Source organism: Kitasatospora sp. A2-31 (genome assembly GCF_022288725.1).
GTDB lineage: Bacteria > Actinomycetota > Actinomycetes > Streptomycetales > Streptomycetaceae > Kitasatospora.
The window spans coordinates 706981-720688 of sequence record NZ_JAKNTA010000003.1; the positions used below are offsets into that span (position 1 = coordinate 706981).

Sequence of the window (13708 nt, forward strand, 5' to 3'; positions counted from 1 at the left end):
CTCGCGCCGGAGGGGGTCGGTGGTGGGGGTGGCGGGCACGGCGAACCTTCCCGGCTGCGCCGGAAGCGGGCGCAGCGGATCGTAGGAGCTCACGGTGGATACGGCCGGCCGGTTGCCGAGCGGTCGGCGCCTCCCCCGGCTGCCTGCGCGACTCAGCAGGTACCACGGTTCGGGAGGGGGCAGGCGAACGATCTTAGACCCGTGCGCCTCGGGGTTCCAGCCCGTTCCGGCCCCGGGGGGCGTCAGGGGCGGCGTACACCCGGAGGACGACCCGCGTCCTGCCGGATACGGCCTTTCGGGCGATGTGCCCGGCGCGTCCGGAACCTACCGTTGGAGTATGAGCACCGTACACGTCACGGCGCCGAGAGTGCCGAACCAGAAGTCCACCCCCGACCGCCCCGCCGGCGCCACGGCGGCGGCCGTCCCCGGCCGGCGCCACGGTCCGCTGAAGACCGCCGTCCGCAACCTCGGCATCGCCATCGACACCGCCGCGCGCGTGGTGCTCCTCGGGCGCGACGGCGTCGGGTACTGAGATTGGTTCAATCAAAGACGGGATCTCGCGAAACTTTGCGGATTTCGGCGGTTTGATTTGGGTAGTCTTCCCATCGGTAGATGAGGAGGACCGGCCATGCTGATGCGATTCCGGGTCGCCAACCACGCGTCCCTCCTGGATGAGCAGGAGCTGAGTCTCGTCGCGACCGACGAGCACGAGGACATCGCGGTGACTGAGGTCGCCTCGGCGGGCGTTCAGGTGCTGCCGGCCCTGGCGATCCTTGGGGCCAACGCCTCGGGCAAGTCCAACGTGCTCAAGGCGCTCGCGTACATGCGCCACGCCGTGCTCGAATCGCACGCCCGTTGGCTGCCCGACGGCGGAACGTCGCGGACGCCCTTCCTGCTGGCCGCTGCCGGGCGGACCTCACCGTCCGCGTTCTCGGTGGACATCGCTCTGGACGGCGTGCACTACGAATACGGATTCGAGGTGGACGACCGGCAGGTGCGTGAGGAGTGGCTCAGGAGCTTCCCGGAGGGACGGCCCCGGCGCCTCTTCGAACGGTCGGTGGCGGAGGACGGCGGCTCCCGCTACGAGTACGGGCCGAGTTTCCGCGGACGGAAGCGGCTGATCGAGGATGTCGTGCGACCGAACAGTCTCTACCTGTCGGCCGGTGCGGGGAACAACCACGAAGTCCTGGGCCGTATCCACCGGTGGTTCCACCGAGGGCTGAGGGTGGCACTGGATGCGAACTTCGCCGCAAGGATCCAGGAAACCCGCAGGTTGTGGGACGAGTCGGACGTGCATCGCGACAGGCTCCGAGGTCTGTTGCAGTTCGCGGACCTGGGCATCACCGACCTGTCGATCACCGAGGAGGAATGGGACGACGAGCGCGTGCGCCAGGTGAGGTCGGCGATGCGCGTCCTGGTCCCGGAGATCCCGGAAGACGAGCCGTTCGATGTCAAACCGGCGCCCCGCATCGGCTTCGTCCACGCGGCGGAGGGCGGGCCACTGACGCTGGACCTCGCCGACGAGTCGAACGGTACCCGCACGTGGGCGGGTCTCCTCGGGCCGGTGATCGGCGCGCTGCAGGACGGGTCGCTGCTGGTGGTGGACGAACTCGACGCGCGGTTGCACCCGCACCTCGCTGCGAGGCTGGTGGCACTGTTCCAGGACCCGGAGCGGAACACGAACGGCGCCCAACTCCTCTTCAACACCCACGACGCCACGCTGCTGGCTCCGCAGAGCGAGGCGAACCTCCACCGGGACCAGGTGTACCTGGCGGCGAAGAACCCCCGTACCGGGGCCACCGAGCTCACGGCCCTCGTCGACTTCAGGGTCAGGGACGGGGTCGAGAATCTGGAGAAGCGCTACCTCGCAGGGCGCTACGGTGCGCTACCGTTCTTCGACGAAGAGCTTCTGGTGGGGATCGGGGCGAAGCGTGAGGCGGGGCAGGCCACTCGGCACGAAGAAGCAGAGCGCGAATACGCGTGAGCAGGAACGGCGGTTCCTGGTCTACTGCGAGGGCGAGGTCACCGAGAAGATCTACCTCCGCGGTCTGGTGAGGGACCTCCGGGGGAAGCCGATCTCGCTGAAGATCGGTAACAGTCACGGTGAGCCCTGGCTACTGGTGAGTTCCGCGATCGCACACGCGGCACGTGCGGACGAGCCCTTCGACGAGGTGTGGTGCGTACTCGACGTCGAGGCCCCGCAACAGGCACCGTCCCTCGCCCGAGCGCTGAAACTGGCCCGGGAGAGCGGCGTCAAGTGCGCGCTGTCCTCACCGTGCTTCGAGGTCTGGCTGCTGCTGCACTTCGGTCGGGGGCGGTCGTACTTGGCGAGCCACCAGGCAGCCAAGGAACTGGCCAAGGTCCTCAGGGGGTACGACCCGAAGGGTAAGGCGTTCGACTTCGAAGACGTGCGGATGCTCACCGCCGAGGCGCGCAGGGCAGCACTCGATCTGCACGACCGGCACGAGCAGCCGGGAAGGCAGATCGAGTGCTGGTGCGTCAGCAACCCGTGCACCTCGGTGGGCAGTTTGCTGGACGCCCTCGAATACAAGCCCTGATCGCTACAGGACGTCGTCCGCGTCGATGATGCGGTAGGCGTAGCCCTGCTCGGCCAGGAAGCGCTGCCGGTGGGCGGCGAAGTCCTGGTCGACGGTGTCGCGGGCCACCACCGAGTAGAAGTGGGCCGCGTGGCCGTCCGCCTTGGGGCGCAGGACGCGCCCGAGGCGCTGGGCCTCCTCCTGCCGGGAGCCGAAGGTCCCGGAGACCTGGATGGCGACGGTGGCCTCCGGCAGGTCGATCGAGAAGTTGGCCACCTTGGAGACCACCAGGACGCTGATCTCCTTGTTGCGGAAGGCGTCGAACAGCTTCTCGCGCTGGGCGTTGCTGGTCTCGCCCTTGATCACCGGCGCGTCCAGGACCTCGCCGAGCTCGTCCAGCTGGTCGATGTACTGGCCGATGATCAGCGTCTGGTCGTTCTCGTGCTTCTTGACCAGGGCCTCGACCACCCGCCGCTTGGTGGCGGTGGTCGCGCAGAACCGGTAGCGCTCCTCGGGCTCGGCGGTCGCGTAGGCGAGCCGCTCGGAGTCGGTCAGGGTGACCCGGACCTCGCAGCAGTCGGCGGGCGCGATGTAGCCCTGGGCCTCGATCTCCTTCCACGGGGCGTCGAAGCGCTTGGGGCCGATGAGCGAGAAGACATCGCCCTCGCGGCCGTCCTCACGGACCAGGGTGGCGGTCAGCCCGAGCCGGCGGCGGGCCTGCAGGTCGGCGGTGAACTTGAAGACCGGCGCGGGCAGCAGGTGCACCTCGTCGTAGACCACCAGGCCCCAGTTGCGGGCGTCGAACAGCTCCAGGTGGGCGTAGACGCCCTTCCGCTTGGTCGTCATCACCTGGTAGGTGGCGATGGTGACCGGCCGGATCTCCTTCCGGGTGCCGCTGTACTCGCCGATCTCGTCCTCGGTGAGCGAGGTCCGCTTGACCAGCTCGTGCTTCCACTGCCGGGCCGAGACGGTGTTGGTGACCAGGATCAGCGTGGTCGACTTGGCCTCGGCCATGGCGGCGGCGCCGACCAGCGTCTTCCCGGCCCCGCAGGGCAGCACCACGACGCCGGAGCCGCCGTGCCAGAAGCCCTCGACGGCCTGGGCCTGGTACGGGCGCAGCTGCCAGCCGTCCTGCTCCAGGTGGATGGGGTGCGCCTCGCCGTCCACGTACCCGGCGAAGTCCTCGGCGGGCCAGCCGAGTTTGAGCAGCACCTGCTTGATCTGGCCGCGTTCGGACGGGTGCACCACCACGGTGTCCGGATCCACCCGCGCGCCGACCAGCGGGGCGATCTTCTTGGAGCGCAGCACCTCCTCCAGCACCGGGCGGTCCGTGGTGCTCAGCACCAGGCCGTGGGTGGGGTGCTTGGTGAGCTGCAGCCGTCCGTAGCGGCCCATGGTGTCGGCCACGTCGACCAGCAGCGCGTGCGGGACGGGGTAGCGGGAGTAGGTGACCAGGGCGTCGACTACCTGCTCGGCGTCGTGGCCCGCGGCGCGCGCGTTCCAGAGCCCCAGCGGGGTGACCCGGTAGGTGTGCACGTGCTCTGGTGCGCGCTCCAGCTCGGCGAACGGCGCGATGGCGCGGCGGCAGTCGGCAGCCTTGGGGTGGTCGATCTCCAGGAGGAGAGTTTTGTCGCTCTGGACGATGAGCGGTCCGTCGTTCACGCGGGGAAGCCCTCCACTGGCTGACAGGTCTGTCGGGACTCGGACCCTCCAGTGTCCCGCATCCGCCGCGCGGGTGGGTGGGCTACTTCCACTCGTAGAACCTGCCGGTGGACTTCCCGTCCGGGCTGACCTCGTACTCGAACAGCCCGACGACGTCGTTGAGCCGCTCGAACTGCGGCGAGACGCTGGAGAAGAAGAGCGAGCCGCGCCAGCTGGTGCCGCCGCCCTCGGTGAAGTGGCCGATGCCGACGCCCTGCCAGCTGAGGGTGCCGCCGTCGGCGGACATGTCGACGCCCTGGCCCTCGCCGCGGAGCGTGCCGTCGGGGCGCAGTTCGGACTCGTAGGTGCCGAAGCCGTTGACCGCGGTGCCGTAGTAGCTGCCGGTGCCCGCGAAGGAGACCTCGACCAGCACGTGGCCGTCGCCGGCGGCGATGACGCGCCGGCCGGTGTCCTGGCCCTGGAATTCGCCGATGAGATCGCCGAGCATGATGACTCCTTTCGGGATCCCCTCTTCCGGAGTACGCCGGGTGCGACCCGCCGTCAAGGGCGGTCCTCCGTCACGGAGAAGGGCCGGCGCGCCGGCACCGCGCCTGGTGACCGGCGGGGGGCCGCGGCCGGTCGTGCGGCCGGTGACGGCCGGTGATCGCAGCGGGTGACCACCGGGCCGGTCGGTCGTTGAGCCGGGCATGAACAAGCCGAAGCGCGCCCTCACCGCTCTCGCCCTCGTCGGGACGGCCTTCGCCGCGACCGCCGCCTCCGCCGGCTCCGCCCACGCCCTCGCGGGCATCGGCGAGGGCCCGGGCGGGCTGATGACGGCCCCCGCCTTCCTGCTCGCCGACCTGGCCGGCGCCCCCGAGCTGCCGGTCGGCCAGGGCCAGATCGGCACCCTGGCGGACCAGGCGGTCAAGGAGAAGATGAAGGAGGCCCGGGGTCACTGAGCCGGCCGCCGGCCGCCTCGGGCGGCCGCGGGTGGAGGTCACTCGTCCAGTTCGGCCACGCCCGTGATCCGGTGCAGGGCGAAGGTCCGGACCTCGTCGGCGTGGTGGTCGAACGCCGTGACGAAACCGCCCTCCACCTTGACCGGGTCGATGATCCGCTGGCTGGCCAGCCCCTCGGCGTTGAGGTAGCCGATCCACATCCGCTCGCCGAGCAGCACCGCCGTCTGCAGTGCCGCCAGCGTCTCGGCGGCCGGGGTGCGCGGGAGCCGCTGGGCGTCCGGGGCCGGCTCGCGGCGCACCGCGGTGGCGGCGCGGTCGCCGGCCCGGATCGCCTTGATGGCGGCCGCGAGCAGGGTGTCGTCCGGCGTGGGCGGGCCGTCCGGGACCGGGACCGGGGCCGCGCGCGGCGGGGTCCGGTGGCTGTCCGGCCGGGTGATCAGGACGTCGCCCTCGGCGGATTCGGCCGCGGGCGCGTAGCCCATGGCGCGCAGTGTGGCGAGCAGGACGTCGGGCGCGACCTGGGCGGCCAGCACGGTGGGGGCGAGCAGCCGCAGCCGCAGGTCGGCGGCGCGGCGGTCGGCCAGGACCTCGCCGAGCAGCGCCGGGTCGTCACAGCGCAGGTACGAGGAGGCGGCGCCGACCCGCAGGATGCCGTGCCGGCGCGCGACGTCGTCGACCAGGTAGGCCAGCGGCTGCGGGACGGGCGTCCGCGAGTGCCGCTCCAGGAAGGCCTGGAGGTCGGCGGCGGTGCGACCGGCGTCGAGGGCCCGGCGGACCGACTCCGCGGTGAACCGGTAGACGGTGGCGCCGCCCTTGGACTCGACGTCGGCGCAGAGCGCGAGCGCCTGGGCGAGCGGGGTGAGCAGCGGGCCGGGCGCGATCGCGGTGAGGTCCGGCTGGAGGATGACGTGGTCCAGCGGCTGCGGGAGCAGCGGGGCGAGCACCTCGGCGGGATCGGCCTCGGCGGTGAGCAGCGCCCGGCCCGGAGCGGCGAGGGCGCCGCGACCGGTGATGCCGAGCAGCTCGGCCTCGGCGAGCGTCCAGGCGGTGAGGTCGTCGCGGAGCTCGCGGCCCGCGCCGTTGCCGGGGGCCGGCTGGGCCGGGACGTGACCGGCGGGGCTGGGGCCGGCCGGGGTGGGCCCGGCGACGGGGCCGGGGCCGGTGGCCGGGCCGCCGCGCAGCGGGCGCTGCCAGCGCAGGGTCGGCAGCAGCTCGTCCGCGGTGGCCGGGGTACCGGGCGGCAGCTCGGCGAGCAGCGCGAGGGTGGCCCGGCGGACGGACGGGGCCAGGGTGCGGTCCAGCTCGGGGCCCAGGACGGCGCGCAGCCTGCCCTTGCCGTCCGGGGTGCCGGCCAGCGCGGGTACCCGGGTGGCGGCGAGCCAGCTCTCGGCCAGCAGCGTCCAGCGGTCGGCGGTGTCCTGCTGCAGCCAGCCGTCGTACGCCGGGGTCGGCGCCCAGCGCTCGTCGGCCTCCGTGTCGGGGGCCAGCAGGCCTGCGGTGTAGGCGAGTTCGAGCCAGAAGGCGGCCTGCTGCTCGGTGGTCTCCAGTGCCTGAGCGGTCCGCTTGAGGTCGCGGACGCCGAGTCCGCCGGCCCGCAGGGTGGGCGGCGGGTTGAGGCCCCAGAGGTCGAGCACCTCCTCGACGGTGCGCACGGCGGTGTGGGCCTGCCCGGCGGCGGTGCGGTCCACGGTCTGCGGATCGCGCGGGGCGCCGGCCGGGGCGGGCTCGGGCTGGACCGGCTCGACCGTGCGGTGGCTGCGGCCGCCGCGCAGGTGCAGGGCGAGCTCGCGGGGCAGCACGACGCTGCCGGGGCCGCTGGGCAGCAGCAGGCCGCGGGCGAGCAGCCACTCCACCGGGCTCTGGGCGTCCTCGGCGGTGACCGGGCGGGTGGCGTCCGGGACGGTGCCGGTGGGCGGGCCCCAGACCAGCCGGTCCAGCAGCCGCAGGGCCGGCTCCGGGGCGGAGGCGAGCAGGGCTTCGCAGCGCGCCCGGTCGCTGAGCAGCGCGGTGAGCGCGGCCACCGCGGTGACCGGGTCCGGGGTGGCGGGCTGTCCGGCGGAGGCGAGGAGCTGCTGGAGCCGGGCCGGGGACATGCCGACCGTGGCGTCGGCGAGCGTCGGACCGAGGCCGGTGCGGCCCGGGTTGGCGGCGGTCGGCGCGAGTGCCTCGCGGGCCGCGATGACCAGGCGCAGCCCGTTCTCCGGGCCCCAGATCAGGGCGCGGTCGCGCAGGGTGGCGAGCGCCCGGGGGAGGGCCGCGGCGACGGCGGCCCGGTCGGCGGTGGTCAGCGGCGTGGCGCCCGGGTGCGGCTTGACCTTGGCCGGCCCGGTGAGCAGCGTGCGGACGGTGGCCGGCGAGGCGCCGTCCGGGGCCACCGCCAGCGCCTCGGCGACCTGCAGGGTGAAGCGGTCGAGGCGCTCCAGCGCACGCAGGGCGGAGGCGCGGGAGGAGAGCCGGGCGGCGAGCTGGGTGAGGTCACCGGGGACGGGGTTGAGCAGATCGGGGCGGGACCGGAGCAGGGTGGCGAGGTCGTCGTCCGCGCGGCCGCGGAGCTCCTCCGCGAGGGTGCGGGGGGCGGCGGCCCTGCCGGGGCGTTGCGGGGTGGGGCGTCGGGCCGCGGGGCGTTGCGGGCCCTGCTGTGTGGTCATTCGACCTAGGTTAGTCGGGTGGGGCGACGGTGGGGACCGGTCGGCGTGGGCGCGGTTCGGCTGGGTACCGTCTGACCGGCGGGGACGGGCACGGGCGAGGCGGGGTGTGGGGCGATGGCGGACGGCGGGACGGCCGGCGGCGAGTGGTGGCGCAAGCAGGGGCCGTGGACTGCTCCGGCGGGTGACGGCGCGGGCCAGGGCGCGGGTGGCGGCGCAGGCGCCGGCGTAGGCAGCGGTGCGGGCGCGGGTGGCGGCGCGGCCTCTGCGGACGAGGACAGCGTGTACAGCGCGGAGCCGCCGGTGGGCGCCCCGGCCGTTCCGCCGCGGCCGTCCGCGCCGCCGCGGTCCGGGTCGTCGGGTTCCGGGTCGTCCGACTCCGGGAAGCCCGGCCCGTCGGTGCCGGGACCGTCCGAGTCGCCCGGGCCGTCCGGGCCGGTGCGGCGCCCGGCGGCGCGCGCGGCCGACGCGGGCTCGCGGTGGGAGGCGCAACTGTCCCCGGACATGGGCGCCGACGAGGACGCCCTGCCGCCGTCGTTCCTGGCCGCGCACGCCGACGGCTGGGACTACGTGGAGATCGACTTCTCGGGCGGGTCGGGCCGGCCGGTGACGCCCGTGCCCGAGCAGCGCAGCTCGCCCGAGGACGCCCCGGCGCAGCAGCCGGCCGCCGAGGAGGCCCCGACGAGGCTCCGGGGCCGGAAGGCCCGGGCGCGGGCGAAGGAACGGGCCGGGGCGGCCCCGCCGCAGCAGGTCCCCGGCGCCGCGCCGCCCGCCGCGGCGGGCGAGCCGGGCAGGCCCTCCGCCCTGGCCGGGCGCCGGCCGTCCCCGCTGCTGCTGCTCGCCGCGGTGGTGCTGGTCGGTGGTGCCGTGACCGGCCAGCTCCTGGTGATGCTGGTGGGCTGGGCCCTCGGCTGGATGTCCCGCCGACTCTCGGACCTCACCCGTAAGTTCGCCGTCCTCGGTATCCCGCTGGCGACGATGAGCGGGACCACGCTCTGGTACTGGGGCCGCGCACAGGGCCGGTGGGGCGAGGCGCTCCAGCCGGGTCAGCAGGCCGGGCAGGTCGCCTGGTCGGCGGCTCCGGGCGTGCTGCGCCTGGCGGCGGTGCTGTCGGCGCTGTTCCTGGTGGCCGTGGCGCTGAAGCGGCGGGCGCAGCCGGAGGGGTGAGCCGGCGGGGCGGGCCCGGCGGGAACGGCCCCCCGCCCGTCGGAGCGTCAGCCTGCCGGAGCGTCAGCCTGCCGGGGCTCCCGCACGTCGGAGCTCCCGCTCGTCGGAGCGTCCGCACGTCGAAGCCCCGCCCGCCAGGCCGTGGGCGCGTCCCGGGCTCACCCGTCGGCGATGGTGACCCGGCGGCGGAAGGTTTCCGGGGCGCCGAGGTGGTCGACGATCCACGCGGCGATCGTCGCGCGGCTCGCCGTGCCCGCCCGGGCGAGCGGGAGTCCGTACGACACCCGGGGGCTCGCGGCGGCCGGCCCGTCCTTGAGCATCGGCGCCCGGACCACGGTCCAGACCGTGTCGGACCCGGTCAGCACCTCCTCCATCCGGGCCAGGTCCCGGTGGACCTCCCGGTAGAGCCGGTCGACCACCAGCCTGGTGACCACCCGCTGGGCGAACGGCAGGTGGTCGGTCTCCAGCCCGGCCGAGGACATCACCACCACGTGCCGGGCCCCGCCCGCCCGCGCGGCGGCCACCAGCTCCCGCGCGCCGTCCGAGAAGACGGTGGTGGCGGCCCGGCCGGAGGTGCCGAGCGCCGAGACCACCGCGTCCTGGCCCGCCAGCGGCTCGTGCAGCGAGCCGGGTTGGTGGACGTCCGCCTGGGCGGTGAGCGGGGTGCCGTGCGCGAACTCCGGCAGTCGGGCGGGGGTTCGGGCCACCGCGGTGACGGTGTGTCCGGCGGCCAGGGCCAGGTCGACGACCAGGCGGCCGGTGCGTCCGGCGGCGCCGACGACGGCGATCTTCATCAGGTCCTCCCAGGGGGTCGGTCCTTGTGATTCATTCAGACAGCCTGTATGACTGAAATCAAGTGAACCACAGATCCGACCCGAAGGAGCGATGGCACATGGGAGTTCGCTACCCCGACCTGGCCGGGAAGGTCGCCGTAATCACCGGAGGCAGTCGCGGCATCGGCGCCGGGACCGCCCGCGCGTTCGCCCGGCAGGGGGCCGCGGTCGCCGTCCTCGGCCGCGACGAGGCCGCCCTCGCGGCCGTCGCGGAGCAGCTGCGCGACCTCGGCGCCAAGGCGCTCGGCCTGGTCGCCGACTGCACCGACGCCGCCGCGCTCGGGCCCGCCGCCACCAGGATCGAGGCGGAGCTGGGCCCGGTGGACGTCCTCGCGGCGTTCGCCGGCGGCAACGGCCACCCCGTACCGACCGTCCGGGAGACCGAGGAGCACTGGCGGTCCGTCCTGGACGGCAACCTCACGGCCACCTTCCTCACCGTCCAGGCCTTCCTGCCGGGCCTGCTGGAGCGCCGCAGCGGCTCGGTGATCACCATGGCGTCCACCGCCGGGCGGTTGCCGAGCGGTTCGTCCGCCGCGTACGCCGCCGCGAAGGCGGGCGTCCTGATGTACTCCCGCCACCTCGCCCTGGAGCTGGCGGGCGAGGGCGTGCGGGTCAACGCGATCGCGCCCGGCGCGGTCCGGACCGAGCGGACCGACACCGTCATGCCGGCGCCGATCCAGGCGGCGGTCGCGGCGGCCCACCCCCTCGGGCGGCTCGGCGAGCCGGAGGACGTCGCGGCGGCCACGCTCTTCCTGGCCTCCTCGGCGTCCTCGTGGATCACCGGCCAGACGCTGGACGTCAGCGGCGGGCGGGTCATCGTCTGAGGCGGGGGCGGAGCCGGAGGCCGCTCGCGCCCGTGCTCCGCCCGGGCGCCGGGCGATCGGGGATACTGCCTGTTCACGGCGGCCGTGGCAGCGGCGTCGGGACGAGCGAGTGGAGGCGAGCGCGATGAGCCCCCGGTCCTACCGGATGGGACAGCGGCAGGCGGACGTCGACGGTACGCGTGCGCGGATCGTCGAGGCCGCGCGGGCCCAGCTGACCGCGACGGGCGCGCTCTCGCTCGACGCGGTGGCGAAGCGGGCCGACGTCGCCCGGGCCACCGTCTACTACCAGTTCGGCTCCAAGACCGGCCTGCTGGAGGCGGTCTGCGACGCCCTGGCCGAGCAGGGCGGGATGGCGCGCCTGGCCGAGGCGTTCAGCCGGCCGGATCCGTGGGCGGCGGTGGACGGCTTCGTCGAGGTGATGGGCGGCTTCTGGGCGGTGGACCGGGTCTGCACCCGGCGGCTGCGCGCGCTGGCGGCGCTCGACGAGGAGGTCGGCAGGGTCGTCGCCGAGCGCGACGCCCGGCGGCGCGAGGGCACCCGGGTGCTCGCCGCCCGGATCGACGGCGGGCCGCGGGACGCGGCGGCGGTGCTCTTCGTCCTCACCGGTTTCGAGACCTTCGACGCCCTCGCCGGGGAGGAGGTCGGGCCCGACGGCGACCTCCGGACGGCGGTCCCCGCCGTCACCCGGCTGGCCAGGGCGGCGCTGGGCGGCCCGCCGGCCTGAGCCGGGCTCCGGCCCGTTGGGGCGGCCTCGGGCTGACGCGGCCGTCCCTGACGGCAGGGCCCGCCCCTGTCGTCAGGGCCCGGCCCTGCCGTCAGGGCCGCCGGGGTCCACCGCCGTCACGCACCCAGGAGGCGCTGCAGCTCGTCCAGGACGAAGTTGGCCCCGGTGTACCCGACGCCCTGGAACCAGAGCTGGTCGTCCACCTCGAAGGCCCGGTGCGCCTTCACGGCGCCCAGCGCCTGCCAGACCGCGCCGGCCAGGACCGCCGTCGCGCCCGACCGCGCCGGGTCGCCGTACGAGGCGTACAGCAGCAGGTCGCCGTCGGCCCTGGCGAGCTGGTCTTCCGGGACCTCCACGTCGAACTGGTCGACGTTCTGCGCGTCCGGCCGGCCTAGCTGGACGTCGGCCAGCACCGTGCCCGGGAAGTTCTGCCTCCCGTACATCCGGATCCCGCCGCCCTCGACGAACCGCACCAGGCTGACCCGCCGGCCCGAGGCCCTGGCGCTCGACAGCGCCTGCACCACCTGCGCGACGTGCCGCTGGTAGGAGGAGACGAACGCGGCCGCCGCGGCCTGCCGGCTCAGCGCCTGGGCGTGCACCTGGAAGTCGGCCCGCCACGGTGCGCCGGTGGTCTGGGTCATCACCGTGGGGGCGATCTCGCGCAGCTGGTCGTACCGGGCGCCGTCGCGGGCCTGGTTGGTGAGGATGAGGTCCGGGCGCAGGGCCCGGATCGCGGAGAGGTCCGGCGCGCCGATCGACCCGACCCGGGTGATCCCGCTCAGCCGGGACGTCGGCCAGTAGTCCGGGAAGCCCGCGTCGGCCGCCGCCAGGGCCGCACCGACCGGGGTGATGCCCAGGGTGAGCGCCGAGTCGAGCTCGGCGGTGTCCAGCGTGACGACGCGCATCGGGGCACCCGGAACCGTGACCGGCCCGTTGGCGGTGTTGACGGTGACCGGCGGCCGCGGGTCCGGGCTCGGCGGGGACGCGGCGGCTGCCGAGGCGGCGCCGTCCAGCGGCGGGGTGCTGTGCCGTGCGCTGCATCCGGCGAGGGCGGCGGCGCCGACTGCCGCGAGCAGCGTGCGGCGGGTGATCGGGGGCATCGGCGGTCCTCGGGCGGGTCGAACGCGGTGGCGGCGCGTCGATTATGTCCGAATTGCCCGCTGGGTGTCCGCCTCCACCGCCCACCGGCGCGCCCGGGACGACCAGCGGCGTGCCGGTCACCGGGCCCGGCACGACCACCGACTCCACCTGGCGCCGCCGCAGGAGACCGACCGCTGCGCCTGCGCCGCCCGGAGCCGGGGAAGTCCGGGCGAAGCGTTCCCGCAACAGCCCCCGGGCCGCCGGGCGGGCGTTGGATAGCCTGACGGCATGCCCGCGAACCCGGACGCCCCGCCCCCGCTCACGGTCGGCTTCGACCTCGACATGACCCTGCTGGACACCCGGCCCGGCATCAAGGCGACCTACCTGGCGCTCGCCGCCGAGACCGGCGCGTTCATCGACGCGGACCTGGCGGTCTCCCGGCTCGGGCCGCCGCTCCTGGACGAGCTGCGCAACTGGTTCCCGGCCGAGCACCTGGCGGAGATCGCCGACCGCTACCGCACGCTCTACCGCGAGCACGCCTTCGAGCCCACCGTCGCGCTGCCCGGCGCGCACGCCGCCGTCGAGGCGGTCCGCGCGCACGGCGGCCGGGTCGCGGTGATCACCGGCAAGTACGAGCCGAACGCGCGGTTGCACCTGGACCACGCCGGCCTGCACGCCGACGCGCTGGTCGGCGACCTCTGGGCGGAGACCAAGGGCGCCGCGCTGCGCGAGCACGGCGCGAGCGTCTACGTCGGCGACCACCTCGGCGACATCCGGGGCGCCCGGCACGCGGACGCCGTCGCGGTCGGCGTGGCCACCGGCCCGTACCCGGCCGAGGAGCTGCTGGCGGCCGGCGCGGACGTGGTGCTGGCCGACCTCACGGAGTTCCCGGCCTGGCTGACCGGCCACCTCGCCGCGGCGTCCTGAGGGCCCCGGCGTTCCCGAGGGGCCCGCCGCCCCGACGGCCGTCCGGTGCTGCCGCGCCGCGGGTCCGCGGCGGCTCAGCTCCCGGCGCGGACCCGGCGGCGCTGGGCGCGGGCGGAGAGCACCATCCCCGTCAGGGCCAGCAGGAACCCCAGCGGCATCAGCATGCTCAGCCAGTACGCGGTCGTCGGCAGCGGCGTCAGGTGCAGGAACAGCGGCACGAAGGTGGCGAGCGTGGCGAGCGCGCCGAGTCCGAAGACGATCGCTCCGGACTTGACGTAAAGGTCGCCGCGGTCGGCGCTCTTGCTGCTCACTGGGGTGCTCCTCTGCGGGTCGGGCTGCCGCACCAGTCTGGCAGAGGCCCGGTGCGGCCG

Annotated in this window: 14 protein-coding genes; 8 read left to right on the top strand and 6 right to left on the bottom strand. The window is 74.8% G+C overall.

What is annotated here, in order from left to right:
- Positions 1-337 precede the first annotated feature (337 nt).
- The 3 genes from MCM47_RS12100 (at position 338) to MCM47_RS12110 (ending at position 2558) form a co-directional block, all read left to right on the top strand.
- Positions 338-532, top strand: coding sequence for a hypothetical protein (locus MCM47_RS12100; RefSeq protein ID WP_238861230.1), 195 nt, complete (start codon positions 338-340; stop codon positions 530-532).
- Between the two features lie 96 nt (positions 533-628).
- Positions 629-1984, top strand: a complete 1356-nt coding sequence (locus MCM47_RS12105) for an ATP/GTP-binding protein (protein WP_238861231.1) — start codon at positions 629-631, stop codon at positions 1982-1984.
- Positions 1932-2558, top strand: a complete 627-nt coding sequence (locus tag MCM47_RS12110; RefSeq protein WP_238861233.1) for an RloB family protein — start codon at positions 1932-1934, stop codon at positions 2556-2558. The genes MCM47_RS12105 and MCM47_RS12110 overlap by 53 nt, the downstream gene beginning before the upstream one ends.
- A 3-nt stretch (positions 2559-2561) precedes the next feature.
- On the opposite strand, the gene MCM47_RS12115 is transcribed toward MCM47_RS12110, so the two are convergent.
- Positions 2562-4199 (bottom strand): DNA repair helicase XPB, encoded by a 1638-nt coding sequence (locus MCM47_RS12115; protein ID WP_238861234.1) that lies wholly within the window; start codon positions 4197-4199, stop codon positions 2562-2564.
- A gap of 82 nt (positions 4200-4281) precedes the next feature.
- Positions 4282-4686 (bottom strand): hypothetical protein, encoded by a 405-nt coding sequence (locus MCM47_RS12120; RefSeq protein ID WP_238861236.1) that lies wholly within the window; start codon positions 4684-4686, stop codon positions 4282-4284.
- A gap of 199 nt (positions 4687-4885) precedes the next feature.
- Between MCM47_RS12120 and MCM47_RS12125 the strand changes: the two genes are divergently transcribed.
- Positions 4886-5137: a hypothetical protein gene (locus MCM47_RS12125; RefSeq protein WP_238861238.1), complete on the top strand. Its 252-nt coding sequence runs from the start codon at positions 4886-4888 to the stop codon at positions 5135-5137.
- 38 nt (positions 5138-5175) lie between these two features.
- On the opposite strand, the gene MCM47_RS12130 is transcribed toward MCM47_RS12125, so the two are convergent.
- Positions 5176-7785, bottom strand: a complete 2610-nt coding sequence (locus MCM47_RS12130; RefSeq protein WP_238861240.1) for a helicase C-terminal domain-containing protein — start codon at positions 7783-7785, stop codon at positions 5176-5178.
- A gap of 501 nt (positions 7786-8286) precedes the next feature.
- On the opposite strand from MCM47_RS12130, the gene MCM47_RS12135 reads away from it, so the two are divergent.
- A complete protein-coding gene (locus MCM47_RS12135; protein WP_238861242.1) occupies positions 8287-8949 on the top strand; it encodes a hypothetical protein in 663 nt (220 codons plus the stop codon).
- A 158-nt stretch (positions 8950-9107) separates the two neighbouring features.
- On the opposite strand, the gene MCM47_RS12140 is transcribed toward MCM47_RS12135, so the two are convergent.
- A complete protein-coding gene (locus MCM47_RS12140; RefSeq protein WP_238861244.1) occupies positions 9108-9743 on the bottom strand; it encodes an NAD(P)-dependent oxidoreductase in 636 nt (211 codons plus the stop codon).
- A 98-nt stretch (positions 9744-9841) separates the two neighbouring features.
- Here MCM47_RS12140 and MCM47_RS12145 point away from each other — a divergent pair, with 98 nt between their 5' ends.
- Positions 9842-10606 carry an SDR family NAD(P)-dependent oxidoreductase gene (locus MCM47_RS12145; RefSeq protein WP_238861245.1) on the top strand — a complete coding sequence of 255 codons (765 nt, stop codon included), beginning with the start codon at positions 9842-9844 and terminating at the stop codon, positions 10604-10606.
- Positions 10607-10730: 124 nt separating this feature from the next.
- A complete protein-coding gene (locus MCM47_RS12150) occupies positions 10731-11330 on the top strand; it encodes a TetR/AcrR family transcriptional regulator (RefSeq protein WP_238861247.1) in 600 nt (199 codons plus the stop codon).
- A gap of 116 nt (positions 11331-11446) precedes the next feature.
- Here the strand turns inward: MCM47_RS12150 and MCM47_RS12155 are convergent, their stop codons facing one another.
- Positions 11447-12430, bottom strand: a complete 984-nt coding sequence (locus MCM47_RS12155; RefSeq protein WP_238861249.1) for an iron-siderophore ABC transporter substrate-binding protein — start codon at positions 12428-12430, stop codon at positions 11447-11449.
- Positions 12431-12698: 268 nt separating this feature from the next.
- Between MCM47_RS12155 and MCM47_RS12160 the strand changes: the two genes are divergently transcribed.
- Complete coding sequence (locus MCM47_RS12160; RefSeq protein WP_238861251.1) at positions 12699-13337, top strand: HAD family hydrolase; 639 nt, start codon at positions 12699-12701, stop codon at positions 13335-13337.
- Between the two features lie 74 nt (positions 13338-13411).
- Here MCM47_RS12160 and MCM47_RS12165 read toward each other — a convergent pair whose 3' ends face one another.
- A complete protein-coding gene (locus MCM47_RS12165; protein WP_238861253.1) occupies positions 13412-13648 on the bottom strand; it encodes a hypothetical protein in 237 nt (78 codons plus the stop codon).
- Positions 13649-13708 lie beyond the last annotated feature (60 nt).

Bases quoted from the DNA above. Each gene is read 5' to 3' on its own strand.
- MCM47_RS12140 (WP_238861244.1), bottom strand. From the start codon at position 9,743: ATGAAGATCGCCGTCGTCGGCGCCGCCGGACGCACCGGCCGCCTGGTC.
- MCM47_RS12145 (WP_238861245.1), top strand. From the start codon at position 9,842: ATGGGAGTTCGCTACCCCGACCTGGCCGGGAAGGTCGCCGTAATCACC.
- MCM47_RS12125 (WP_238861238.1), top strand. From the start codon at position 4,886: ATGAACAAGCCGAAGCGCGCCCTCACCGCTCTCGCCCTCGTCGGGACG.
- MCM47_RS12155 (WP_238861249.1), bottom strand. From the start codon at position 12,430: ATGCCCCCGATCACCCGCCGCACGCTGCTCGCGGCAGTCGGCGCCGCC.
- MCM47_RS12150 (WP_238861247.1), top strand. From the start codon at position 10,731: ATGAGCCCCCGGTCCTACCGGATGGGACAGCGGCAGGCGGACGTCGAC.
- MCM47_RS12160 (WP_238861251.1), top strand. From the start codon at position 12,699: ATGCCCGCGAACCCGGACGCCCCGCCCCCGCTCACGGTCGGCTTCGAC.
- MCM47_RS12130 (WP_238861240.1), bottom strand. From the start codon at position 7,785: ATGACCACACAGCAGGGCCCGCAACGCCCCGCGGCCCGACGCCCCACC.
- MCM47_RS12135 (WP_238861242.1), top strand. From the start codon at position 8,287: ATGGGCGCCGACGAGGACGCCCTGCCGCCGTCGTTCCTGGCCGCGCAC.
- MCM47_RS12120 (WP_238861236.1), bottom strand. From the start codon at position 4,686: ATGCTCGGCGATCTCATCGGCGAATTCCAGGGCCAGGACACCGGCCGG.
- MCM47_RS12105 (WP_238861231.1), top strand. From the start codon at position 629: ATGCTGATGCGATTCCGGGTCGCCAACCACGCGTCCCTCCTGGATGAG.
- MCM47_RS12100 (WP_238861230.1), top strand. From the start codon at position 338: ATGAGCACCGTACACGTCACGGCGCCGAGAGTGCCGAACCAGAAGTCC.